Source organism: Mycobacterium yunnanensis (assembly GCF_025823185.1).
Lineage (GTDB): Bacteria > Actinomycetota > Actinomycetes > Mycobacteriales > Mycobacteriaceae > Mycobacterium > Mycobacterium yunnanensis.
Window position 1 is genome coordinate 392,500 of record NZ_JACKVK010000013.1, and the last position, 23,408, is coordinate 415,907.

Genomic DNA, 23,408 nt, shown 5'->3' on the forward strand with positions numbered 1-23,408 from the left:
TACGGCGTCGACGCGGGCGCGCTGGACCGCCATCAGACCTGACCGATCAGGCGCAGGTACGCGTCTTCCAACGTCGGCCGGGTGATCGTCAGTTCGGCCAGCTCGCTGCCGTCGTGGCTGCGCTCGCGGACGAGTTCGGTTGGCCGGTCGGTTCTCTCGACGTGCACCCCGTCGGCGTCGACCCAGCGGACCGTCGCGGCCGCGTCGACGTGCTCGGTGAGCCTGGTCGGCGAGTCGACCGCCACCACCTGCCCCCCGACGATCACCGCGACCCGGTCGGCCAATGCGGCGGCCTCCTCGAGGTAGTGCGTGGTCAGCACGATGGTGGTGCCGTCGGCCGCCAACAGCCTTATGAGCTCCCAGAATTGACGTCGGGCCTCCGGGTCGAAACCGGTCGTCGGCTCGTCGAGGAACAGCAGGTCGGGCATTCCGACGATGCCGAGCGCCACGTCGAGGCGCCGCCGCTGCCCGCCTGAGAGGGTGCGCACCCTCTTGCCTGCCACCCCGCCGAGACCGACGAGCTCGAGCACCTCCCCCGGAACCCGTGACCTTCCATAGCAGTTGGTGAACATGCGGACGGTCTCGTCGACGGTGAGCATCCCCGCGTCACTGGCCTCCTGCAAGACGATGCCGACCTTGGCTCGCCAGCTGCGGCCCGCCGTCCCGGGATCCTCCCCCAGTACCGACACCTCGCCGGCGTCACGCTTGCGGTTGCCCTCGAGGATCTCGATCGTGGTCGACTTCCCCGCCCCGTTGGGCCCCAGGATGGCGAAGATCTCCCCGTAGTCGACGTCGAGGTCGAGGTCCCGCACCGCCGTGGTTCTGCGGTAGGACTTCGACAGGCCCCGCACCCGCACCGCGCAGGGGTCGTCCGCGTGCGTCATCAGTGACCAGGCTCCCGCTCGGCCGTCTCCGCCTCCAGCTCCGAGAGCAGTCGTCGGAGGTCGTCCTCGGACAGCGCGTCGATGAGCTCGTCGACGCCGTCGTCGACCGGTGACGGTTCCTCGGCGACGGCGTCCTCTGCGTTGGTGCCGTGCAGCGCCTCCACTTCGGCGAGCACGCGCACGGCCAGCGAGTCCACGCTGACGCCCCGGAGGATCTCGAGCACCGGCAGGTCGATCGCGAAGGTCGCGTTGATGCGCAGCCGAAAGTCCATCGCCATCATCGAGTCGAGGCCGACGTCGTCGAGGACGTCATCGGGCTCGATGTCCTCCACGGCGCAGTCGAACACGCCGGCCACCGTGCGGCGAAGCTGGGCGGTGACTGCGGCGAGACGCTCGGATTCGGGCAGCCCGTTGAGCATCTCCACCATCGACGAGTCCGAATCGCCCTGGTGTGGCGCCACGTCGGTGGCCTCGAGTTCGGCGAACATCCTCGGCAGGCCGGCGCTGAACCCGACCTGGCGGGCCCGGCCCCAGTCCGCCGTGATCGCGACGACCTGCGGGGTCTTCTGGTTGAGCAGTCGGTCGAGGATCTTGGCGCCGGCCGACGGGGTGATCAACTCGATGCCCCGGTGTGCGTAGACCTTCTCCAGGTGCAATTCCTCCACCATTCCCACCGACCACGGACCCCACCCGATGGTCAGGGCAGGCAGACCCTGAGACTGGCGGCGATGAGCGAACGCGTCGAGGTACGCATTCGCGGCGGCGTAGTTGCCCTGCCCGGGCGACGCGATGGTCGACCCGGCCGAGCCGAACAGCACGAAGAACTCCAGATCGTGGTCGCCGAACACGTCGTGCAGTGCGCGGGTGCCGATCATCTTGGGCGCCAGCACCTTTGCGAAGTCCTCTTCGCTCATGTTCATCAGCAGCTGGTCGTGAACGGTGCCGGCGGCGTGGATCACCCCGCGGACGGGCCAACCGCCGTCGCCAACGTGGTCGTCGAGCCAGGCCCGCAGTCCAGCCGCGTCGGTGACGTCGACGCTCGCCGTACTCACCCGCGCCCCGAGCCGCTCGACGCCGCGAATCGCGTCGACCGTCGCGAACCGGGGATCGTCCTCGGTGAGCGTCGACCACTCGCGGCGCGGCGGAACGGCAGTGCGACTGAGCAACACGATGTGCCGGGCGCCGCGCTCGGCGAGGTACGTCGCGACGGTGCGGCCCAGCGCACCGACACCACCGGTGACGACGTAGGTGGCATCGGGGGTCAGCGTGGTGGGCAGTGCCTTGGTCAGGCCTTCGGCGTGCCGGATTCGCGGAACGTAGACGGCGCGGCCACGGATCGCGACTTGGTCCTCCGGGTCGCCGGCGAGCACGTAGTCGCAGACACGGGTGGCCGTCTCGGCGCGCCCGTCGGCGTCGTCCGGGTCTACGTCGACCAAACCACCCCACCGCTCGGCGAACTCGTGGTGACCGATGACCCGGCCGAGCCCCCAGACCGCCGCCTGGTCGGCGACGCACGACGCCGTTCCCGGTGCGGGCTGGGCGTTGGCGGTGACGAGGTACAGGCGTGGTGCGACCGAGTCGTGCCGGGCGAGCGCCTTGACCAATCGCATCACCGTGAAGACGCCCAGGTTCAGGTTGGCCGCGGCGACCGCCTCGTCACCGGGATCGGCGACGACGTCGACCGGCCAACAGTCGACGACGCCGGACAGGTCGCCGACGCGGTCCAGATGGGCGGTGAACACCTGGCCCACCTGGTCGGCATGTTCGGCATTCACCACGTAGCCGTCACCGGTCTCGGCCACCGCGGCGACCGGCCCGTGGGTGACGGTCCTGACGCGGTGACCGCGGCTGCGCAGCCCCTCGGCGACGGCCGCGCCCACACCGCGCGCGTCGACGAAGACCAACCACGACTGGTCGACGTCCTCGGCGGGTTCGGGGACGGCGGAGTCGGGCACCGATTCCCTGTCGGCCCAATGAATCTCGTAGATCCCCTTGTCGAGGCGCTCGGGCGAGGTACGCGCGGACGAGCTGATGGATTCCACCGTGAAGCCGTCGAACACCGCCAGCGGCTCGCCGAGTTGATTGGTGACGGTGATGTCGGCCTCGATGCGTTCGGAGGTCGCCGAGAGGACCTGCACCTCGACGGTCATCTTCGCCTCGGGCGAGCCGTAGACGGCGGTGTGTGCGATGCGCGCGGGCAGGTACTGCTCGCCCGTGTCGTCATGGTCCAGAAGCGTCGTGCCGAACAGGGTTTGGAACGCCCCGTCGACGAGCGCGGGGTGGAAACGGTACCCGTCGATGTCGTCGGCGATCGGTTCCGGGACCGCGAGGCGGGCCACCGACCATCGGTCACCGCCGACGATCTCGGTGACCGGGCGGAACGCCTCGCCGTAGTCGAAGCCCAGAGTCTCGGTGCGGGAGTAGAACTCGTCGCCTGGCGTCGGGATGGCCTCGGCGTCACCGGGAACCTCGCGCCGACGGGGCGAGCTGGGCAGCGCGCGCAGGGCGGCCGTGGCGGTGACGGTCCACTTGGCGTCACCATCCGCCGTCGCGGTGAATGCGGCGAACTCGACGGTGGCGTCGTCCTCGTCGAGAGTGGTCCGCAGGATGGGGTCGCAGCTGTCGTCGAGGATCACCGCGCGGTGGAACCGGAGCTCGTCCACGGCGAGGTCGGTGCCGTAGTGCTCCCGCGCGACGGCCAGCGCCATCTCGACGTACACCGCGCCCGGTACCACGACGCTGCCCTGCACGCGATGGTCGGCGAGGAACGGCACGTGTGACGCGCTGAGCTCGACCTCCCACGTGGGGCGTACGCCGGTGACCGGTTGCCCGAGCAACGGATGGACCGGGTGGTAGTGCAGGTCCTCGGACGCCTCGGGTGTCTCGTTCCAGTACCGCCTGTTCTGCCACGGGTAGGACGGCAACTTCACCCGCCGGGCGGACCCACCGGGGTGCACGGCGTCCCACGCGACGTCATGGCCGTTGCAATGCAGTGCGCCAACGCAATTGAGCAGCGTTCGAGCGTCGTCGTCGTTGCGGCGCTGAGTGGCCAGGACGAGCGCCTTCTCGGTTCCGGCGGTTTCGAAGATCGATGCCGCCAGCACGGGATGCGGTCCCAGCTCGACGAAGTGGGTGTACCCGTCGTCGAGCAGCCGCCGCATCGCGGGCTCGAACATGACCGTGGCCCTGGTGTTCTGCCACCAGTAGGCGGCGCCTGCGGCGTACCCGTCGAGCCGCTCCCCGGTCACCGTCGAGTACAGCGGTGTGGTCGCCGGCTTCGAGGCCAGTCCCTCGAAGGCAGCGAACAGGTCGTCCTTCACCAGGTCCATGTAGTGGGTGTGGTACGGAACCTTGACCGCGAGCGAACGATTGAACACCTGGGCGTCGTCCAGTTGGCGGGCGACGTCGTCGAGCACCTCGGCGTCACCGGCGATGGTCACCGACGACGGACTGTTGATCGCGGCGATCGACACCCGGCGGTGGAATTCGTCGCGCGTCGGCTCGTCGAGGACTCCCATCAGCGCCTCGGCATCCAGACCGACGGCGAGCATGCGGCCCATGCCGCTGGTGCGCTGCTGCAGACGACTGCGGTGGAAGATCACCCGCACGGCGTCGGAGAAGTCGAGCAGACCGGCCAGGTAGTGGGCCGCCACCTCGCCGGCACTGTGTCCGACCACCGCGTCGGGCCGCACCCCGAAGGCCTCCAGCTGGGCCGCCAGGGCGATCTGGATGGCGAAGTTGGCGGGCTGGGCCACGTCGGTCTCGCCGAGTCGCGAGGTGGCTTCGTCGCGCCGAAGCTCCTCCAGCAGTGACCAATCCGTGTAGCGGGACAGTTCGCGGTCGGTGCGTTCGATGCTCTCGGTGAACACCGGGAACACCCCGAGCAATCCGCGGCACATTCCCCACCACTGTGGCCCCATGCCGGTACACACGAAGGCGAGCTTCGGCGTCACGGGGTTGGTCCGTCCCGCGGCGATCTGGCCGCCGTCGGCGAGCGCCTGCAGTTGATGTCCGGCGTCGGCGATGCCGTCGGCGATCAGGGTGTGGCGGTGGTTGAGGTGGGCCCGTCGGCGTCCCAACGTGTACGCGAGATCGTCGAGCGTGACCTCGGGATGGTCGCCGAGGTGGTCGGCCAGTTGGCGGGCGGTGGCCACCAAGGCTTCCTCACTGCGCGCGGAGATGGGCAGAATCGTCAACGGCGCGCTCACCCGTGCCGTTTCAGCCTCATCGGCGTTGACGGGTGCGGCGGGCGGTTCGGCGAGGACCACGTGGGCGTTGGTGCCACCGAACCCGAACGAGTTGACCCCGGCGACGCGCCGCCGTCCCCCGGGGAACGGACGACCGGTCGTCGGCACGTCGATGCCGAGCTCGGCCAGGTCGAGCCCCCCGCTGGCACTGTGGAAGTGCAGGTTCGCCGGGATGAAGCCGTGCTTGAGCACCAGCGCCGTCTTGATCAGACCGGCCACCCCTGCCCCGGCTTCGAGGTGTCCGATGTTGGTCTTGACCGAGCCGATCAGCAGCGGCTCCTCTGCCGGCCGATCCGAGGCGAGCGCGTGGGCCAGGGCCTGCATCTCGATGGGATCACCTACCGGAGTGCCGGTTCCGTGTGCCTCGACGTAGCCGACGTCGGCGGGTCGCACCCCGGCGCGCTGCAGCGCAGTGACGATGGCGGCTTCCTGCGCCTCCTTGCGGGGCACGGTGATGCCGTCGGTGTGCCCGTCCTGCGACACCGCGGTGCCGAGGATCTGGGCGTACACCTCGTCGCCGTCGAGCTGCGCCTGAGCCAGGGTCTTGACGACGACGACGGCGCCGCCCTCACCGCGGGCGTAGCCGTTGGCCGATTCGTCGAAGGCCTTGCTGCGCCCGTCGGGGCTGAGGAAGCCGCTCTTGGACTCGGCGATGGCCGTGTTGGGTCCCAGCATGACGTTCACCCCGCCGGCCAGGGCAACGTCGCATTCGCCGTTCCAGATGCTTTGCGCCGCCAGGTGAACCGCGACGAGAGAGCTCGAACACGCGGTGTCGACGGTCATGCTGGGCCCGCGGAAGTCGAAGGCGAACGACAGCCGATTCGCCAGCATCGTCATCATCATTCCGGTCGACGAGTGGGTCTTGAACCGGTAGCGGCTGGTGCGGCCCTGGTTTTGGAGCAGCTGGTAGTCCAGGGTGAAGCCGCCGATGAACACGCCGACCGGGGTGCCGGCCAGCGAGTCGGCGGCTATTCCACCGTCTTCCAGGGCCTCCCATGTGACCTGCAGCAAGAGGCGTTGCTGCGGGTCGAGCAGGTGGGCCTCGCGCGGCGAGATGCCGAAGAACTGCGGGTCGAATTGGTCGACGTCGGCGAGGAATCCGCCTCTGCGGGTGACCATCTTGCCGACCTTTCCCGGGTGGGGGTCGTGGAAGCGCGCGGCGTTCCAGCGCGTGTCGGGCACCACGCGGGTGGCGTCGGTTCCGCTGCACAACAAGTCCCAGTAGCTTTCGGGGGAACCGACGTCGCCGGGCAGTCGGCATCCGATTCCGACGATTGCCAGGGGTTCCTGACCGCTTCTCTCAGTCCGCATTTCGTGTCCTCGTCCCCCACCATCGGTGGTGTGTCACTGTATTCGGCCCCCACGACGTGGTGCCCTGCCGCTCGTGCGGTGCAGGGCTACTCATGTGCTTCGTATTGACGGTCGCGTCGGATGGGTGGTCGTCAGGTCAGTTCGAGGGTGTTGGTGAGAATCCACCCCGAGCTGATCGGACTGACGGCCTGCTCGGTGCGGTACACCGACCGCAGGTCGCGTAGCAACGGGTCGCGTTGCCATGCCTGCACCTGGCGCATGACGTCGTCGTCGGCGAAGACTCTGGCCTTCTCGGCGAGCACGGTCTCGACCAGTTGACCGGCGACCTGACGCAACAGCCCGGCGTTGGCGTCGAATCGCTCGGCGAACTTGGGCGCGGTGCCCATCATCGCGCGGTGGAGCACTTCCATGAAGTTCAGCGGCACGTACAGGTCGACGAACTGAGCGGAGGCGGTGTCACTCTCCACTGCCGCCCACTCGCGGAAGAACCGTTGGACGCGGTTGCTCAGCTCGATCAAGCCCTCTAGGTATGGCACGACCTCGGGGTCGTCGGCGACGGTGACGAACCGACCGTTGGCGTAGAGATAGCCGACGAATCCCCAGTAGAATGCGATGTCCCACACCACTTTTGCGGCCATGACGTTGGGCGTGCCCATGAGCGTGTACTGGTCGCGGTAGATGGCCAGCCACATCTCGGTGAGTGACCGAAACAGCGAGTCGTCGATGGCGGCCCGCGCCACGACGTCCTCGCCGTCGAGTTCACGGGTGACCATGTCGGTGATGAGCCCGTTGCCGATGGCGACGAGGTCAAGGCCCGACGAGTAGAGCGGGTCGAGGAAGATGCCGGCGTCACCGGTGATGGCCCACCGCTCGCGCCCGTCGAAGATCTTGCTCACACCGTGGCTGTACTTCTTCATGACCCGGAAGTCTCTGATCAGGTCGTCGTACTTGGCCAGCTCGCGCGCACACTGCGGCTCGTGCTCGCGCAGCCACGCCTTGGCCTTGTCGAGGCTGTTGAAGCCGTCCATGTCGTGAAACGCCGGATCGGCAACGATGCCGATGCTGGTGGCGCCCGAGGCCAGCCGGATCAACCAGACCCAATAGCCTTGGCCCATCAGATGATTGGTCGACATCGACCGGTCGCCCTCGCTGAGGCGCGCCTGCCACTGCGGGTCGTCACTCCACTTTCCGAGGTCGATCTCGGCGGCCACGCGGAACCAGACGGCGTTGCAGTGGTGCTCGTTGGGCTGGCGCAGGTCGAGCTGGCGGGGCAATTTGCGGGTTCGTCCCGACGCGTCGACCACCCAGCGCGCGGTGACGTCGGTGACGGCGTCGCCGTTCTGCACGGTCACGGTGTGCGGCAGCCCGTCGGAGCCGAACTCCACCGAGCGAACGCGCCCCCGAGAGAACTGGACCCCCGCGGCCACGGCCCGGTCGGTCAGTTCGTTCTCCAACCGGCCACGGTCGATCTGGTACGTCGGCTGAGGCACGAAGCTCGAACTGCCGACCTCCATCCGCTGGGTGATGTCGGTGTTGTCGTCGTGGGTGAAGAACATCCGCAGACCCATCTTTCGGATCTGCGAGCTCTTGAGGTGGTCGGCGAGTCCGAGGCGCTCGCCGAGGTAGAGCGCGGACACCTCGACGGTGGACTCGCCGACGGTGTGGGTGACTTCGGGTACGGGGCGCGCGGTGGGTTCGACGACCACGATGCGCGTCGCGGGCCGCGCACGGCGAATCTCCAGCGCGAGGGTCAGCGCTGCGATACCACCGCCGACGACGGCGACGTCGTGGTCGGCGGCATGGGTCGACTCGGTGGTCGCGGCGGTGTCCGACTCCGCCAACTGGGCTCTGATCCGTCGCGCCAGCGCGGCCCTGGTCTCGGCGTTCAGTTGCGACACGTCCATGCGCTTCCCTTCCTCGAAACGTCGGGAATGCCCCCGAAGCCGACGTTATCGGACGGCGGCGTCCCGACTGGCCCAAACGGCCGCTCGGTGCGGGCGTGGACTCCTGTGCGCGACGGACTTTCCGGGACTTGATCTTGCTGCGTACGGGCGGTGGTATGCCCACCACGGACGCACCTGCCGCCGGGCCCGACCGCCGACGTCGTCAGCATTTCGTCACAACCTTCGTCCGGTCACGGGGCCCGACGTGGCCGGTGGCGCGGACATCCGGTGCCTGCCGTAGACGTATTCGAAGATCGGCGAGGCCATGAGGGTGGTCACGATGGCCACCAGCACCAGGATGGTGAACAACGTCGGGGTGATGATGCCTGCCTCGAGCCCGATGTTGAGCAGGATCAAACCGATCAGACCTCGCGCGTTCATCAAGGACCCGAGGGCGACGGCCTCGCGCAGCGGGATCTTCCTGGCGCGGGCCGCCAGAGTGCAGGCGACACCCTTGCCGATGATCGCGACGAGCACCAAGCCCACCGTGACCGCCCACAGCGTCGGGGTGTTCACCAGTCCGATCTGGGTGTTGAGCCCGGAGTAGACGAAGAACATCGGCAGGAGGAACGTCGTGACGAGGGGCTCGAGGCGCGACGTGAGGTGCTGCTCGAAGAAGCCGGACGGCATCGCGACACCCAGGATGAAGGCGCCGAAGATGGCGTAGATGCCGATGACGTCGGTGAACCAGGCGCAGGCCATCAGCGCGATGAGCACGACGCTCAGCATGGGCGGGGTGACGGTGCCGTGGCGCTCGGCCATCGGGCCGAGCACTCGAAGGCCGCGCCGTCCGATCGTCAGGACCACGAGCGTGTAGACGACGCCGCCTCCGATGGCGAGGACCGCCATGGCGGGCTGGTCCCGGTTCATGGCGAGTACGACCGCGAGGATGCACCACGACACGGCGTCGTCGCTGGCTCCGCACGCCAGTGCCAGCGTGCCAAGTGGCGTCCCGGACAGACCCTTCTCGAAGATGATCCGGGCGAGCATCGGAAACGCGGTTATCGCGATGGCGGCACCGAGGAACAGCATGGCCATCACCGTGGTGACGCCGTCGGAGAAGTAGTCCCCGCTCGACAGCAGCGGCACGGCGACCAGCGCTCCGAGGACCAGCGGTGCGACGATGCCGGCCGCCGACACCGCGACGGCCGTGCCTGCCCGATGCTTCACCAGGTCGACGTCGAAGTTCAGCCCGATGAGGAACATGTAGAGGACGAGGCCGATCTGGGCCATGGTGTAGAGCACAACGTTGGCGGGCCCGGGCGGAAACAACTGCTGCTGAATGCCGGGGGCGATCTGCCCGAGCAGCGACGGTCCCAGGACCACGCCGGCGATCATCTCGCCGACGACCTGCGGTTGTCCGACCCGTTTGGCGACCAACCCCACCACGCGGCACGTCGCGAGGATGACGGCCAGCTCGAGGAAGAAGTGAATCGCGGTGGCTGTGGGCATGTCGGTTCCTACGGGTCGAGGGCACGAGGTCGACGACGGCGCTCGGCCTCACCGTCTATTCGTCATTCGACGATGGACGCCCTTCGGATGGGTGCGGTCATCATCGCAGGGCCGGTGGAACGCCGAGTCACGGCCTTGACCTCGGACTTTGGCTAGGCTTGGTTCGCTGGCGGACGCCAAATGCGTTGGCTAGCGTTGGCCCGATGACGACCAGCACGCATCCCGCCGAACCTCACATGGGTTCGTTGTCGTCGAAGCTGAACTGGCTGCGCGCCGGTGTTCTCGGCGCCAACGACGGCATCGTCTCGACTGCGGGCATCGTCGTCGGCGTAGCTGCGGCGGCCACGTCGACCGGCCCGATTCTGACCGCCGGCGTGGCGGGGCTCGTCGCCGGCGCGGTGTCGATGGCGTTGGGCGAGTACGTGTCCGTGAGCACCCAGCGCGACACCGAGCGCGCGCTGCTCACCAAGGAACGCAAGGAGTTGCGCGACGACCCGGCGGCCGAACTCGACGAGCTCGCCGCACTGTACGAAGCCAAGGGCTTGTCCACGGCGACGGCACGCACGGTCGCCGAGGAGCTCACCGACCACGACGCGTTCGCTGCACACGTCGACGTCGAGCTGGGCATCGACCCGACCGATTTGACCAACCCCTGGCAGGCCGCACTGTCTTCGGCCCTGTCGTTCACCGTCGGGGCGCTCCTCCCCCTCATCGCGATCATGCTGCCGCCGCACGCATTTCGCGTGCCGGTGACCGTGGTGGCCGTCCTGTTGGCACTCGTCGTCACCGGGGCCGTCTCGGCGTCCCTCGGCCAGGCGCCCAAACAGCGTGCGGTGGTCCGCAACGTCGTCGGCGGGGGGCTGGCCCTGGCCATCACCTACCTGGTCGGACATCTCGTCGGCGCAGTCATCGCCTGACCCACGGGGATCGTCGGGGCAGGACTTCGGGATTGACGGCTGCGGTCCACCGACCACACGGTCAGCCAGATGCCGCATGCGACCGTTACGACGAGAAAGCTTGGCGGTACGTTGAACATCGCCGACGCTCCAAGGCCGACCCACACCGAGATCACGCTGATGGCCGCCGCGATCGCCATGGCCCGCGACGGACGCGGCGTCAGCATGATTCCCGTGGCCGCTGGCGTGATCAACAGGGCCGAGAGCAGCAGCGTTCCGACCGCCTGCACCGCCATGGTGACCGCGAGTGCGAGCAACACCATGAACACCACCGAAAGTGCGCGCACGGGAACGCCCTTCGCCTCGGCGACGGGGGCGTTCACGGAGCCGTACAGCAACGGTCGAAAGACCAATCCGACACACAGCGTGAGGATCGCGAACAGCACCGTGAACCCGACGAGCTGATCACCGGTGATGGCCAGGAGGTTGCCGAACAGCACATTGGTCATCGTGCTGGAACTCTTGGTCGCCAACGAGCTGAAGAACAGGCCCAGTCCGGTCGCGAACGCCAGGACGGTGCCGGTGACGACGTCCCGGTCTGCCATCCGCTTGCCCATGGCACCGATGACCAAGGCCCCGCCGACGCAGAACGCGCCGAGGCCCAAGACCGGGGGGACCCCGAGGAGAACCGCGCCCGTCGCGCCGGGCAGTCCGATGTGGGCGAGTGCGTGGCAGGCAAAGGCGTTGCGGCGCACCACGATGAAGTACCCCATCAATCCCGACGCCAGCGCGACGACCGTTCCACCGATGAGCGCGTTCTGCATGAACGGTGAGCCGAGAATCGTCCACCAGTCGGGTTGATACCCCAGGGCCACCAGCTCGCGGGTCATGGCGCGCTCCTCATGTACAACTCACCCTGCGGGGTGTGCATGACCTGCACGGGCGTGCCGTACAGATGGGTCAGCAGGTCGTCGTCGACGACGTCGGTCAGCGAGGCGTAGTGCGGGTGTCCGTCGAGCAGGTAGATGGCGCTGTCGAGCATCGGCAGCAGCGGGTTGAGGTCGTGCGCGACGACGAGAATGGTCACGTCCAGTTCGCGATGGAGGCGGGCCAGTAGCGAAGCGATCTCACGCTGGCTGCGCAGGTCCAACGACGCCAGGGGCTCGTCGAGGATCAGGAGCCGGGGACCGGAGACCAGCGCCTCGGCGATGGCGATGCGCTGACGTTGCCCGCCGGAGAGTTGCGCGAGGCGTCGCTCGGCGAAGTCGGTGGCGTCCACGGCGGCCAGGATCTCTCGAACGCGTTGGCGCTGATCAGGACTCGTTCGTCCAAAGGCCCATCGTCGACCTGTCAGACCGAGGGTGACCATGTCGCGTGCGCGGATCGCCTCGCCGGCGGTGGCACCGTAGTCCTGTGGCACGTAACCGATTCCGTCGTTGTCCGCACCGGGCGCGCGCCCGAACACGCGTACCTCGCCCGACGCCGCGGGAACCAGGCCCAGGATCATGTGCAACAGCGTCGTCTTGCCCGCGCCGTTGGCCCCGATCAACGCGACGATGCCTCCGGCGGGCACCTCGAACGTCGCCTCCGACCAGATCAGCCGTCGTCCTCGGACCGCGCTGACGCCGTTGAACGCCAGCGCGGTCGCGCCGCGGTCGGGGTCGGGGTCAGACCGAAACACCCAGGGCCTTCGCCAACGCGGTGAGTTGACCGTCTTGCCATGCCTCGAAGGAAGTCTGGCCCGGCGGGACGGTCTCGGTGACGTCGACGACGGGCACGCCGGCCTGTTCTGCCGCGCTGCGAATCTGCTCCGGGATCGAGCCCTCGGTTTGGGTGTTGTAGATCAGGACGTCGACCTGCTTGGCCGACAGCAACGAGGTGAACGCCGCGATGTCGCCGGGCGAGGGGTCGGTCTCGTTGGACGACGCCCGCTGGTAACCGTCGGGTGTCTTGTCCACCAGCCCGAGAGCTTGGGCCTGATAGTCGAAGATTCCCTCACTGGCCGCGTAGGTCTTGCCCGACGCGGCCGCCTTGATCTTGGCGATCAGGGAGTCGTAGGGCTCGAGTGCGGTGGTGAAGGCCGTCCGGCGGTCGGCGAAGTACGACGATGCCTGCGGGTCGAGTTTGCTCAGTTCGGCGGTGACGGCGTCGGCGACCGCGGTGACCGCCGACGGGCTATACCACAGGTGGGGGTTCGCACCGTCCGCCGTCTTGGTCACGTCGGCGGCACTCACCACCGGGGCCCCCGGCGCCGACGACGCTGCGAGCTTGGCAGCCCAGGCGTCGTAGTCGACGCCGTTGACGACCACCATCTTGGCTCCGGCGAAGGACGCCGCATCCGCGGGTGACGGTTCGTAGTCGTGGGGGTCGACCGACGAGCTGGCCAGGATCGTCTTCACCCGGGCGCACGCACCGCCGAGTTCGGAGACGATGTCGCCCCACTGGTCGACGCTGACGACCACGTCGACCGGTGCGCTGGGGCACGCGGCGGCCGATCCCGTACTGGTCGACGCCGCGGCGGTGCTGGACGACGGGGAGGGAGTGGACTGCCCGGTACCACAGGCGGCGAGCGTGCCGCCGAGGGTCACGGCGAGGGCGGCAACGAGGGGGGTCGAGCGAAGCACACGTGTCATGTCGAGAACGATAATCGTTTCCATTAATGTCGCGCCAGCCGACCCCCACCTTGACAGGAATCCGGAAGGTGGCCGCGGAGGCGGGCTTTCGCCATCGCAGCACACCCGCTACAGTCGTGTTATCGACAATCATTTTCATTAGGGCGTAGGTGAATTCCTGCGCCGAGGAGGTTTCATTGTCCGGCAACGACATTCGACCGATCGTCAAGCTGAGGTCCACGGCGGGCACCGGGTACACCTACGTGACCCGCAAGAACCGCCGCAACGACCCCGACCGCATGACGATGCGCAAGTACGACCCCGTCATCCGGCGGCACGTCGACTTTCGCGAGGAACGCTGATGGCCAAGAAGTCCAAGATGGTGAAGAACGAACGACGCAAGGCCACCGTGGCGCGGTTCAGCGAGCGGCGCGCCGAGCTCAAGCGCATCATCCGGTCGCCCGAGACGTCCGAAGCGCAGCGCACCGCGGCCCAGACCGAGCTGAGCCGCCAACCCCGCGACGCGAGCCCCGTTCGAGTCCGCAACCGCGACTCCGTCGACGGGCGGCCACGAGGACACCTGCGCAAGTTCGGATTGTCTCGAGTGCGCGTGCGCGAACTCGCCCATGACGGCCAGCTACCCGGTATCAGGAAGGCGAGTTGGTAAGTGGCACAAACGAAGCCGAACCGCACGCGATCCAACCGCAACACTGAGCGCAAGCCCGTCAAACGCAACGCGCTCGAGGCCCTGGGGGTGGACGCCGTGGACTACAAGGACACCGTCCGCCTACGGACCTTCATCTCCGACCGCGGAAAGATCCGGTCGCGCGCCGTCACGGGGCTGACGGTTCAGCAGCAGCGCCAGGTCGCGGCGGCGATCAAGAATGCCCGCGAGATGGCGCTGCTGCCCTACCCGGGGCAATCGCCGCCCGGCCCGAGCCACCTCCGCGACGCGCGCTAGCCTGGGCCCTTCGCGTTTGCCAGGAGGATTTCATGCGTTCGTTCAGCGTGGCCGTCGTCGCCGCGGTCGCCACCGCCGTCTTCTCGTCTGCCGTGGCGACCGCGGCGCCCAAGGACTATTGCGCCGATCTCAAGGGCGCCAGCACGGGAACCTCGTGCGTCATCGCGGTCTCCGACCCCGGGTACCGGGTCGACGTCAGCATCCCGCAGGACTACCCCGACCAGAAGTCGATCGCCGACTACGTCTCGCAGACGCGCGACGCGTTCGTCAACGCCGCGAAGTCCACCCCGGCAGGCGCCACGCCGAGTCAGCTGACCATCACTCCGACGGAGTACACCTCGGCGGTTCCCCCTCGGGGAACGCAGGCCGTGGTGTTCAAGGTCACCCAGAGTCTCGGTGACGCCAGTCCCAAGAAGACCTTCAAGTCGTTCAACTGGGATCAGTCCTACCGCAAGTCGATCGTCTACACGGCCGCCTCGGACGACAAGACGCTGACGCCGCTGTGGCGGGTGGACAACCCGCTGCCCACGGTCGCGCCGCTGGTCCAGAGCGGGCTGCAGCAGCAGTTGGCGCCGCCGCCGGCTGCGCCCGCCACCGCGACCGTCGCCCCCGGTCAGCCGTCCCCGACCACGTCGACCACCGCGACCACACCGCCGCCTCCACCCGCGCCGCTGCCGTTCTCGTCGGCCGCGCTCTACAACCCGGCCAACTATCAGAACTTCGCCGTGGTCAACGACGGGATCATCTTCTTCTTCGACCAGGGAGTGTTGTTGCCCGACTCCGCCGGGCCGCTGCAGGTGCTGGTGCCCCGGTCGGCGATCGACCCGATGATCGCCTGAGCGGCGGTCATCCAGCGGCCTCGCCGCCCATACCGCGTGGGCGGGAAGACCGTTGTTGGTCGTCATGCCCGACGTCTCCTAGCCGTTCGGCCGCTACTCGCGTGACTGTAACAGCCGCTACAATCGCGTCGTGACGGATTCCGCTGAGCCCCGCTGGCTGGTGCTGGTGGTACGGGTGCCGTCCGAGCCGTCGCGCCATCGCGTCGCGGTGTGGCGCGAGTTGCGTCGAGCGGGTGCGCTGTCGCTGGGGCAGGGAGCGTGGGTCATTCCGGAGGTTCCCGTATTCGCCGACGGCATCGCGCGCACCCTCGAGCTGGCCGCGCGTGGCGGCGGCGAAGTCGTCGTGCTGACCGCCGCCGGGCGTGACGAATCCGACGCCGCACGGCTCGAGGCCCTCTTCACCGACGAGCGACAGGACGAGTGGTCGGAGTTCCTCTCCGAGTGCTCCAAGTACGACGCCGAGATCGACAAGGAGATTCGCATCAACAAGTTCACCCTTGCCGAACTGGAGGAAGAGGAGCAGAGCCTGGAACGCCTGCGGCGATGGCATCGTGATCTCACCGCCCGTGACGTCTTCGGTGCGCCAAATGCCGCTGACGCCGGCCAGCAGCTCAAGCACTGCGGCGACCGGTTGGCGGACTACACCGAGCGGGTGTTCGCCGCTCTGCATCAGATGTGATGCCCGACGCGGACGCGGGCCCCCGGCTCAGTGCCTGGCGGTTCGTCACGACGTTCGGCACCGTCAGCCTGCTCGCCGACTTCGTCTACGAAGGCGCCCGTTCCATCACCGGACCCCTGCTGGCGTCGTTCGGCGCCACCGCGTTCGTGGTCGGAGTGGTGACCGGCATCGGGGAGGCAGCCGCCCTGGGCCTGCGGCTGCTGTCGGGTCCGCTCACCGACCGCACGCAGCGATTCTGGGCCTGGGCCATCGGGGGCTACGCCCTGACCGTGGTCACCGTCCCCTTCCTGGGAATAGCCGGAACCTTATGGGTGGCATGCACGTTGGTCGTGGCCGAACGGGTGGGGAAGGCCGTCCGAAGCCCCGCGAAGGACACTCTGCTGTCGCATGCGACCGCCGTGACCGGGCGCGGCCGGGGCTTCGCCGTTCATCAAGCGATGGACCAGTGTGGCGCGGTCATCGGTCCGCTCACCGTCGCCGCCGTCCTGGCCGCCACCGGCGACGACTACGGCCCGGCGCTGGGTGTGCTCGCCCTACCCGGCGCGGCCGCGCTCGCCACCCTGGTCTGGTTGTCGCGACGGGTCCCCCGGCCCGCCGAATACGAGGCGGCACAGACTACTTCGACGGCTGACGGCGGGAAGCGAGGCAAGACCACATTGCCCACCGCGTTCTGGGCGTACTCGGCGTTCACCGCGACCACGATGATCGGATTCGCGACGTTCGGACTGCTGTCCTTCCATATGGTCTCGACCGGAACGCTGACCGCGGCCGCCGTCCCACTCGTCTACGCCGCGGCCATGGGCGCAGACGCCGTCGCGGCACTGGCATCCGGCTGGGCCTACGACCGATTGGGCGCGAAGACGCTCCTGGCCCTGCCGGTGCTTTCGGCGGCCATCCCCGCGCTGGCCTTCGCCGACGGTGAAGGGCTCGTGATCTGCGGGGCGCTGCTCTGGGGCGCCGCGGTCGGCATCCAGGAGTCGACGTTGCGCGCGGTCGTCGCCGAACTGGTGCCACCGGCCCGCCGCGCCACGGCATACGGCGTGTTCGCCGCCAGCCTCGGCGCCGCCACCGCTGTCGGCGGAGCCCTGACCGGTTGGCTCTACGAGGTGTCACTCGACGCACTCGTCGTCACCGTCGCGGCCATTCAGGTCACCGCGGTCATCATGGCCCTTGGCGCGTCGGTGATTCGGCGGCGCACCCGAGCGGGTCAGTAGCCGAAGTAGACCGCCGCCATGTCCTCGTCTCCGTGACCCGCCGCGCTGGCGGCGTCGAAGGCCGCCTTGACGCCGTCGACGACCACCGTCGAGAGTCCCGTTGCGGCAATCGCATCGCGGATCAGCCCCGTGTCCTTGCGGACGCCGTCGACGCTGAACTGCGGGGCCAGCGACGACTCGATGATCGCCTTGCCCTTCATCTGGAGGTAGAGCGAGCCCGCCGCGGATCCGTCGAACGCCTCCAACACGAGCTGCTGGTCCACGCCGAGTCCCTTGGCCAGAGCGAGCGACTGACCCACGGCCGCGGCCAGCGTGGCGATCCACGCGTTGCAGGCCAACTTGAGCTTGGATCCGAGGCCCAGCTCGTCGCCCACCCAGATCGTCTTGGCGGCCATCGCCTCGAAGGCCGGCTGCACCTTGTCGCGCAGCGCGGGGTCACCCGAGGCCAGCATCACCAACTTGCCCTGCTCGGCAGGTCCCTTGGTACCCAGCACCGGGCAGTCCAGGAACGCGACGCCGTGCTGCTCGGCGATCTCCGCGGTTCGCGCGGCGCCGTCGACCCCGACGGTGGCGCACTGGACGAACACCGCGCCCTCCTTCATCGCCGGCAGCACCGTGTCCATCAGCTCGAGGGTCGAGGTCGCGTCGAAGAGCATGGCCACCACGACGTCGGCGTCGGCGACCGCCGCGGTCGGATCGAGCGCCACCACCGCGCCGTCGTCGGCTAACGGCTCCGACCTCTCGGGCGTGCGGTTCCAGACCGTCACGTCGATGCCCTCTCGCAGCATCGACTGCGCCATCCCCGCGCCCATGGCGCCCGTACCCAAGACCGTTGCTCTCATGGCTGTCATTGTGCGCCCACCCGAGACCGGAGCCGACGTACAAACCCGTTTCACACGTGCTGGGAGGCCGAACAAGCCCCCTTCAATCCGGCACGGGAGGCCCGTTTCCACCGAACTGCCCTGGGTATGCGCGCGCCGACCACAAATTCGAGGGAGGCACTGTGAAGGCAATGACGTATCGCGGTCCGTACAAGGTCCGTATCGAGGAAAAGGACATCCCGGCGATCGAGCATCCCAACGATGCGATCGTGCGGGTGGAGCTGGCGGCCATCTGCGGATCGGACCTCCACCTCTACCACGGTCTGATGCCGGACACGCGTGTCGGGCACACCTTTGGACACGAGTTCATTGGGACCGTGGAGACGGTCGGCTCGTCGGTCCAAAACCTGAGCCCTGGCGACCGGGTGATGGTGCCGTTCAACATCTATTGCGGCTCCTGCTACTTCTGCGCCAGAGGGCTCTACTCCAACTGCCACAACGTGAATCCGAACGCCACCGCGGTCGGCGGCATCTACGGCTACTCGCACACCTGCGGTGGCTACGACGGCGCGCAGGCGGAGTACGTCCGGGTCCCGTTTGCCGACGTCGGTCCGTCCGTGATTCCCGACTGGATGGAGAGCGAAGACGCATTGCTATGTACCGACGCACTGTCCACGGGGTACTTCGGCGCACAACTCGGCGACATCGTGGAAGGAGACACGGTCATCGTCTTCGGGGCCGGCCCGGTCGGCCTGTACGCCGCCAAGTCCTCGTGGTTGATGGGCGCCGGTCGGGTGATCGTCGTCGACCACCTGGAGTACCGGCTGGCGAAGGCCCGCAGTTTCGCGCACGCGGAGACCTACAACTTTGGCGAGTACGACGACATCGTCGTGGAGATGAAGAAGGCCACGGACTTCCTTGGCGCCGACGTCGCGATCGACGCCGTGGGGGCGGAGGCGGACGGCAACCTCCTGCAGCATGTCACCACCGCGAAGTTCAAGCTGCAGGGCGGCTCTCCGGTCGCCCTCAACTGGGCGATCGACTCGGTGCGCAAGGGCGGCACGGTGTCGGTGATCGGCGCGTACGGACCGATGTTCAGCGCGGTGAAGTTCGGCGACGCCATGAACAAGGGCCTCACCATCCACACCAACCAGGCGCCCGTGAAACGGCAGTGGCCCCGGCTGTGGTCGCATATCGAGAACGGCTTCATCAAGCCCAATGAGATCGTCACTCACCGCATTCCGTTGGAGCACATCGCCGAGGGCTACCACCTCTTCTCATCAAAGCTGGACGACGTCATCAAGCCAGTCGTCCTCGTCAGCCAACCGTGAAGCACTCCAAGGAGATTCGCATGACCCAGACATCCGATCGCATACCGGCCTACACTCCCGACCATCCCCCGGTCCCCGACAGCGACGAGCTGCGAGCCCGAATCCCTGGCTGGGGAGCCGATCTCAACAAGGAGGACCGACCGTCGGTCCCCAAGCTGAAGTTCCTCGACACGGGGGCCCACTGGGACTTCCCCGAGCGTCAGCCGGAGAAGTGGCCGCGCGAGAGGTCGGTCGAGCATCGCTTCCTCACGCCGGTCTTCGGCACCGCTCAACCGCCCAGCGGGCTTTCCGGCGTCATGCGCAAGTATGCCTACACGTTCAGTGAGGGCCGAGCCGCACACTGGCTGATCCTGTTGTACGCCGACCGAGTCGACGCCGGGGAGCACCATCTGCGCTCGTTGCTCAGCATGCGTCCGGACAACCCGATCACCGAGACGGGCATCAAGGCCGAGTTCACCCGAAACGGCCTTCGGTCGCGATTCGGCCGCAAGCGCGTCGACGTGCATCACACGTGGATGGATCCGCTGATCGTCGGCGGTCCGTGGATTGTATCCGTGTACCTCATCAGGCGGCTGTTCAAGCGCAAGAGGTAGACGCCTTGGCTCCGACTACCAGTCAATCGCCATCCGGCCGCCGGTCCTCCGGTGGCCGGGTGGCGTATTGCGTTGCACTCATGAAGTTTTGGATGATCCAGTGTTGACCTCCGTTGCGATTTCTCCACTGGGACAACGCATGTCGCAACCGGTCATGATCTGGCGGGACGAACTCCCCCGTTGCTTTCCATCCCGCCGGGCCGGTGCGTCGGCCGCGCAGATCAACCACGATGGATCAATGAAGCAGAAACCCTTGAAGATTGGCCTGTTGTCGCCGCCCTGGGCGACGGTGCCCCCGCCTGGCTACGGAGGCACCGAGTCGGTGGTGTTCCAGTTGGCGCAGGGCTTGACCGCCGCCGGGCACGACGTCGTCCTCTATGCCACCGGCGACAGCACGGCGCCGGTGCCCCTCCTGTACGCCACGGCGACCGCGGAGTGGGATCGCCGCGGCTCGGGCGAAGTCGAATTGCCGCATGTGATGGGCGGTTACGAGGCGCTCGCCGGTTGCGACATCATCCACGACCACACCCTCTTGGGACCCGCCTGGGCCCTCGCATCGGACTATGACCGAGTGGTCACGACCTGCCACGGTCCCTTCAGCGGTGAGCTGCGCGCCATCTACCGTCGCTATGGCAAGCGCATTCCCGTCGTGGCGATTTCCCACGATCAAGCCTCCCACGCACCGGAAATCGCCGTCGACCGCGTGATACATCATGGGCTCGACCCAGTCGACTATCCAGCCGCCCCGGGCGACGGAGGTTACCTGCTGTTCCTCGGGCGGATGACCCCGGAGAAGGGAGTGCGCGAGGCCGTGCTCGCCGCACGTGCGGCCGGTATGCCGCTCGTCATCGCGGCCAAGAACCGGGAGCCCGCCGAGCAGGCCTACTTCTCCGAGCAGGTGAAGCCGGTGATGACCGACGACGTCCACTTCATCGGTGAGGTCGCAGGTGAAGAGAAGCTGGCCGTACTCGGTTGGGCCACGGCGCTGTTGAACCCCATTCAGTGGGCGGAGCCGTTCGGTCTGGTGATGATCGAGGCGATGGCGTGCGGCACACCGGTCATCGCGTGCCCCACCGGTGCCGCACCCGAAATCGTCGACGATGGCAGCACCGGGTTTCTCTGCTCCGACGCCGACGAATTGGTGTCGGCGATTCACCGCGTCGACCAACTAGACCGCAACCTCTGCCGGGCCGCCGTCGTCGACCGTTTCTCCACCGAACGCATGGTCGCCGACCACGTCGCGCTCTACTACGACATGGTGGCCAGGTGACCGGCGGCGAGGTCGCAGCCGGCGGGTGGTCATCCGGGGCGGGGCCGCCGGTGACTGGCGACGACGGTGAAGTCACCCTGATCGAGGGCTCGACGTTCTGTCGTTCGGCTACGTCGGGCGACGTCTACGAGGACCGTCCGCACGGTCTGTTCGTCGCGGACACCCGCATTCTGTCGAGCTGGCGGCTCGCGATCGACGGCGCCCCCGTGCAAAACCTGTCCACCGTCGAAGACGTCGCCGATCCGTATCGGGCCACCTTCGTGGGCCGCACGCCGCCCCGCCAGTGGCTGGCGGACAGCACGACATTGATCCTGCGTGACCGACTGGTGGGCGACGGCATGCGCGAGGACCTCACCCTCCGAAATCTGGGTTCGGAACCCATCGCAGTCACGATGTCGTTGACCGTCGCCGCAGACTTCGCCGACATCTTCGCCGTGAAGGAAGGCCGGGTGCGGCCGCCGCACGCGCTGGCCGTCGAGGTCGGCACCGATTCGATCGTCTTGACGTCGACCCAGCCCGACGACACCCACGGCGTCTGCATCGCCGCTGCCAGCGGAGACCCGATCGTCACCCCTGGTGGCTTCACGTTCCGGATCGTCGTACCGCAACGATCGCAGTGGTCGACGTGCCTGTCGGTGGAGGCATCCTCCGACGGCCGTCGCTTTCCCGTTCGGCATCGTTGCGGCGAAGCCGTGGACGCCAGTGCGCCCGCGCGACGACTCCAGGCATGGCGCTTGTCGAATCCCCGCATCACCACCGGAGATCCGGTGTTCGACCGGTGCCTGGACGCCGGAACCCGCGACCTGGGTTCGCTGCAGATCGAGGACCCCGACCAGCCCGGCCGCCCCATCCTCGCGGCCGGCGCCCCGTGGTTCATGGCGCTGTTCGGACGTGACTCCCTGTTGACGGCGTGGATGGCGCTGGGCCTGGACCCACGCTTGGCCGTCAACACCTTGCGCACCCTTGCCCGTCTGCAAGGCACGCGCGTCGACCCCCTGACCGAGGAGGAACCGGGTCGCATCCTCCACGAGGTTCGCCTCGGAGCCGAGGCCGCCTTGGCGCTGGGCGGCGGCAGCACCTACTACGGAACCGTCGACGCCACACCGCTCTTCGTGATGTTGCTCGCCGAGATCGACCGGTGGGGCGCCCTACCCGACGAGGACCGGCCTGCCTTGACGGCGGCCGCAGACCGTGCCATGGCATGGATTCTGGAGTACGGCGACGCGGACGGAGACGGGTTCATCGAATATCGCCGGTACACCGACCGCGGCCTGGCCAACCAGGGCTGGAAGGACTCCTTCGACGGGGTCAACCACGCCGACGGCTCCTTGGCCAACCCACCGATTGCGCTCTGCGAGGCACAGGGCTACGTATACGCGGCGTTCCAGGCCCGGGCATGCCTAGCCGACTGCGACGGTGACACGGACGTCGCCCACCAGTGGCGCGACCGGGCGGCACAGCTGAAAGCCGCGTTCAACGAGGCGTTTTGGATGCCCGAGCGGCAGGCGTTCGCCGTCGCGCTCGACGGTTCCGGTGAACGGGTGGACGCCATCGCGTCGAACATGGGCCATTGCCTGTGGACGGGCATCGTGGACGACGATAAGGCGGCCGCGGTGGCAGCACATCTCTCCGGGTCGGCACTGAACTCGGGCTTCGGGGTGCGGACTCTGTCCACGGACATGACGGCCTACAACCCCATGAGCTATCACAACGGCTCGGTGTGGCCGCACGACACGGCGATAGCCGTTGCGGGACTTGCCAAGTACGGTTACGTGCGCGAGAGCCAGCAGATAGCGACCGATCTCATCGATGCATCCGATTCCTTCGGCGGGCGGCTGCCCGAACTGTTCTGCGGATTCTCGCGGGCTGAATTTCCGCGTCCCGTGCCGTATCCGACGTCATGCTCACCGCAGGCGTGGGCTGCCGCCTCGTCCCGAATGTTGCTGCGCAGTCTGCTCCGCTTCGACCCCGACGTTCCCCGCGGCGTCGTGCGGCTCAGTCCGACGATCCCCGCGCGGTTCCTACCCTTGAGCATGGAGAACGTCCCTCTCGCCGGGGCCAGGGTGAGCCTCGACGTCGACCGCGACGGTGGCGTTCAGGTGCGCGGCCTTCCCGCGGGAATCGAGCTCGACACCACGCCGCCCATCACGGCCCCGGGGGCTGACGGCGAGCGCGCCTTGGGCTGAACTCTCGCGTGCCGAAGCGACGTCGACGACGAGTCGACGTGGCAGGTTTCAGCCGTCACATTTGGGTACCCGCGCCCCTGGAAAGCGCACGGCAGCATCGGCTCGCAGCCGCGCGACGTCGACCCACTCACGTCGAAGGGAGGTGCGGGCGCGGAGCCGGACCTCCCCG

Annotated in this window: 19 protein-coding genes; 11 read left to right on the forward strand and 8 right to left on the reverse strand. The window is 67.9% G+C overall.

Annotation, left to right across the window (positions count from 1 at the left end; translation table 11 throughout):
• Positions 1-32 precede the first annotated feature (32 nt).
• The 4 genes from H7K45_RS25535 to H7K45_RS25550 all read right to left on the reverse strand — a co-directional run bounded on the left by H7K45_RS25535 (position 33) and on the right by H7K45_RS25550 (position 9,837).
• Positions 33-884 carry an ABC transporter ATP-binding protein gene (locus H7K45_RS25535; protein WP_263998863.1) on the reverse strand — a complete coding sequence of 284 codons (852 nt, stop codon included), beginning with the start codon at positions 882-884 and terminating at the stop codon, positions 33-35.
• The gene (locus H7K45_RS25540) at positions 884-6,442 is read right to left on the reverse strand and encodes a type I polyketide synthase (RefSeq protein WP_263998864.1); all 5,559 of its coding nucleotides are present in this window, start codon (positions 6,440-6,442) and stop codon (positions 884-886) included. Before H7K45_RS25540 ends, H7K45_RS25535 begins: the two co-directional genes overlap by 1 nt.
• Before the next feature lie 131 nt (positions 6,443-6,573).
• Complete coding sequence (locus H7K45_RS25545; RefSeq protein ID WP_263998865.1) at positions 6,574-8,346, reverse strand: NAD(P)/FAD-dependent oxidoreductase; 1,773 nt, start codon at positions 8,344-8,346, stop codon at positions 6,574-6,576.
• 213 nt (positions 8,347-8,559) lie between these two features.
• Positions 8,560-9,837: a cation:proton antiporter gene (locus tag H7K45_RS25550; RefSeq protein ID WP_263998866.1), complete on the reverse strand. Its 1,278-nt coding sequence runs from the start codon at positions 9,835-9,837 to the stop codon at positions 8,560-8,562.
• Positions 9,838-10,040: 203 nt separating this feature from the next.
• Here H7K45_RS25550 and H7K45_RS25555 point away from each other — a divergent pair, with 203 nt between their 5' ends.
• Complete coding sequence (locus H7K45_RS25555; RefSeq protein ID WP_263998867.1) at positions 10,041-10,754, forward strand: VIT1/CCC1 transporter family protein; 714 nt, start codon at positions 10,041-10,043, stop codon at positions 10,752-10,754.
• Here H7K45_RS25555 and H7K45_RS25560 read toward each other — a convergent pair.
• The 3 genes from H7K45_RS25560 to H7K45_RS25570 all read right to left on the reverse strand — a co-directional run bounded on the left by H7K45_RS25560 (position 10,715) and on the right by H7K45_RS25570 (position 13,366).
• Positions 10,715-11,557, reverse strand: a complete 843-nt coding sequence (locus tag H7K45_RS25560; RefSeq protein ID WP_263999320.1) for a metal ABC transporter permease — start codon at positions 11,555-11,557, stop codon at positions 10,715-10,717. The genes H7K45_RS25555 and H7K45_RS25560 overlap by 40 nt on opposite strands.
• Before the next feature lie 62 nt (positions 11,558-11,619).
• On the reverse strand, positions 11,620-12,414 hold the full coding sequence (locus tag H7K45_RS25565) for a metal ABC transporter ATP-binding protein (RefSeq protein WP_263998868.1): 795 nt from the start codon (positions 12,412-12,414) through the stop codon (positions 11,620-11,622).
• On the reverse strand, positions 12,401-13,366 hold the full coding sequence (locus H7K45_RS25570; RefSeq protein WP_263998869.1) for a metal ABC transporter solute-binding protein, Zn/Mn family: 966 nt from the start codon (positions 13,364-13,366) through the stop codon (positions 12,401-12,403). Before H7K45_RS25570 ends, H7K45_RS25565 begins: the two co-directional genes overlap by 14 nt.
• 176 nt (positions 13,367-13,542) lie before the next feature.
• On the opposite strand from H7K45_RS25570, the gene rpmG reads away from it, so the two are divergent.
• From rpmG to H7K45_RS25600, 6 genes are all read left to right on the forward strand, one after another.
• Positions 13,543-13,707: a 50S ribosomal protein L33 gene (gene rpmG, locus H7K45_RS25575; RefSeq protein WP_263998870.1), complete on the forward strand. Its 165-nt coding sequence runs from the start codon at positions 13,543-13,545 to the stop codon at positions 13,705-13,707.
• The gene (gene rpsN, locus H7K45_RS25580; protein WP_263998871.1) at positions 13,707-14,012 is read left to right on the forward strand and encodes a 30S ribosomal protein S14; all 306 of its coding nucleotides are present in this window, start codon (positions 13,707-13,709) and stop codon (positions 14,010-14,012) included. Before rpmG ends, rpsN begins: the two co-directional genes overlap by 1 nt.
• Positions 14,013-14,306 (forward strand): 30S ribosomal protein S18, encoded by a 294-nt coding sequence (gene rpsR / locus H7K45_RS25585; protein ID WP_263998872.1) that lies wholly within the window; start codon positions 14,013-14,015, stop codon positions 14,304-14,306. It abuts the gene before it with no gap.
• 32 nt (positions 14,307-14,338) lie between these two features.
• Positions 14,339-15,145, forward strand: a complete 807-nt coding sequence (locus tag H7K45_RS25590; RefSeq protein WP_263998873.1) for an RsiV family protein — start codon at positions 14,339-14,341, stop codon at positions 15,143-15,145.
• Positions 15,146-15,275: 130 nt separating this feature from the next.
• Positions 15,276-15,824, forward strand: coding sequence for a Chromate resistance protein ChrB (locus H7K45_RS25595; protein WP_263998874.1), 549 nt, complete (start codon positions 15,276-15,278; stop codon positions 15,822-15,824).
• A complete protein-coding gene (locus H7K45_RS25600; RefSeq protein ID WP_263998875.1) occupies positions 15,824-17,038 on the forward strand; it encodes an MFS transporter in 1,215 nt (404 codons plus the stop codon). The genes H7K45_RS25595 and H7K45_RS25600 overlap by 1 nt, the downstream gene beginning before the upstream one ends.
• Here the strand turns inward: H7K45_RS25600 and H7K45_RS25605 are convergent.
• Positions 17,032-17,889 carry an NAD(P)-dependent oxidoreductase gene (locus tag H7K45_RS25605; RefSeq protein WP_263998876.1) on the reverse strand — a complete coding sequence of 286 codons (858 nt, stop codon included), beginning with the start codon at positions 17,887-17,889 and terminating at the stop codon, positions 17,032-17,034. The two genes, H7K45_RS25600 and H7K45_RS25605, sit on opposite strands and share 7 nt — an antisense overlap.
• Before the next feature lie 152 nt (positions 17,890-18,041).
• Between H7K45_RS25605 and H7K45_RS25610 the strand changes: the two genes are divergently transcribed.
• From H7K45_RS25610 to H7K45_RS25625, 4 genes are all read left to right on the forward strand, one after another.
• Positions 18,042-19,190: a zinc-dependent alcohol dehydrogenase gene (locus H7K45_RS25610; protein ID WP_263998877.1), complete on the forward strand. Its 1,149-nt coding sequence runs from the start codon at positions 18,042-18,044 to the stop codon at positions 19,188-19,190.
• 20 nt (positions 19,191-19,210) lie between these two features.
• Entirely contained in the window at positions 19,211-19,783 is a 573-nt protein-coding gene (locus tag H7K45_RS25615; protein ID WP_263998878.1) for a hypothetical protein, read from the forward strand.
• 238 nt (positions 19,784-20,021) lie between these two features.
• Positions 20,022-21,053, forward strand: a complete 1,032-nt coding sequence (locus H7K45_RS25620; protein WP_263998879.1) for a glycosyltransferase family 4 protein — start codon at positions 20,022-20,024, stop codon at positions 21,051-21,053.
• Positions 21,050-23,239: an amylo-alpha-1,6-glucosidase gene (locus H7K45_RS25625; RefSeq protein ID WP_263998880.1), complete on the forward strand. Its 2,190-nt coding sequence runs from the start codon at positions 21,050-21,052 to the stop codon at positions 23,237-23,239. Before H7K45_RS25620 ends, H7K45_RS25625 begins: the two co-directional genes overlap by 4 nt.
• The last annotated feature ends 169 nt before the right edge of the window (positions 23,240-23,408 follow it).

Excerpts from the sequence above, each read along its gene's own strand:
- H7K45_RS25605 (WP_263998876.1), bottom strand. The coding sequence starts at position 17,889 with ATGACAGCCATGAGAGCAACGGTCTTGGGTACGGGCGCCATGGGCGCG.
- H7K45_RS25600 (WP_263998875.1), top strand. The coding sequence starts at position 15,824 with ATGCCCGACGCGGACGCGGGCCCCCGGCTCAGTGCCTGGCGGTTCGTC.
- H7K45_RS25560 (WP_263999320.1), bottom strand. The coding sequence starts at position 11,557 with ATGCAGAACGCGCTCATCGGTGGAACGGTCGTCGCGCTGGCGTCGGGA.
- H7K45_RS25555 (WP_263998867.1), top strand. The coding sequence starts at position 10,041 with ATGACGACCAGCACGCATCCCGCCGAACCTCACATGGGTTCGTTGTCG.
- rpsN (WP_263998871.1), top strand. The coding sequence starts at position 13,707 with ATGGCCAAGAAGTCCAAGATGGTGAAGAACGAACGACGCAAGGCCACC.
- H7K45_RS25590 (WP_263998873.1), top strand. The coding sequence starts at position 14,339 with ATGCGTTCGTTCAGCGTGGCCGTCGTCGCCGCGGTCGCCACCGCCGTC.
- H7K45_RS25615 (WP_263998878.1), top strand. The coding sequence starts at position 19,211 with ATGACCCAGACATCCGATCGCATACCGGCCTACACTCCCGACCATCCC.
- H7K45_RS25535 (WP_263998863.1), bottom strand. The coding sequence starts at position 884 with ATGACGCACGCGGACGACCCCTGCGCGGTGCGGGTGCGGGGCCTGTCG.
- H7K45_RS25620 (WP_263998879.1), top strand. The coding sequence starts at position 20,022 with ATGAAGCAGAAACCCTTGAAGATTGGCCTGTTGTCGCCGCCCTGGGCG.
- H7K45_RS25550 (WP_263998866.1), bottom strand. The coding sequence starts at position 9,837 with ATGCCCACAGCCACCGCGATTCACTTCTTCCTCGAGCTGGCCGTCATC.
- H7K45_RS25570 (WP_263998869.1), bottom strand. The coding sequence starts at position 13,366 with ATGACACGTGTGCTTCGCTCGACCCCCCTCGTTGCCGCCCTCGCCGTG.
- H7K45_RS25540 (WP_263998864.1), bottom strand. The coding sequence starts at position 6,442 with ATGCGGACTGAGAGAAGCGGTCAGGAACCCCTGGCAATCGTCGGAATC.
- H7K45_RS25545 (WP_263998865.1), bottom strand. The coding sequence starts at position 8,346 with ATGGACGTGTCGCAACTGAACGCCGAGACCAGGGCCGCGCTGGCGCGA.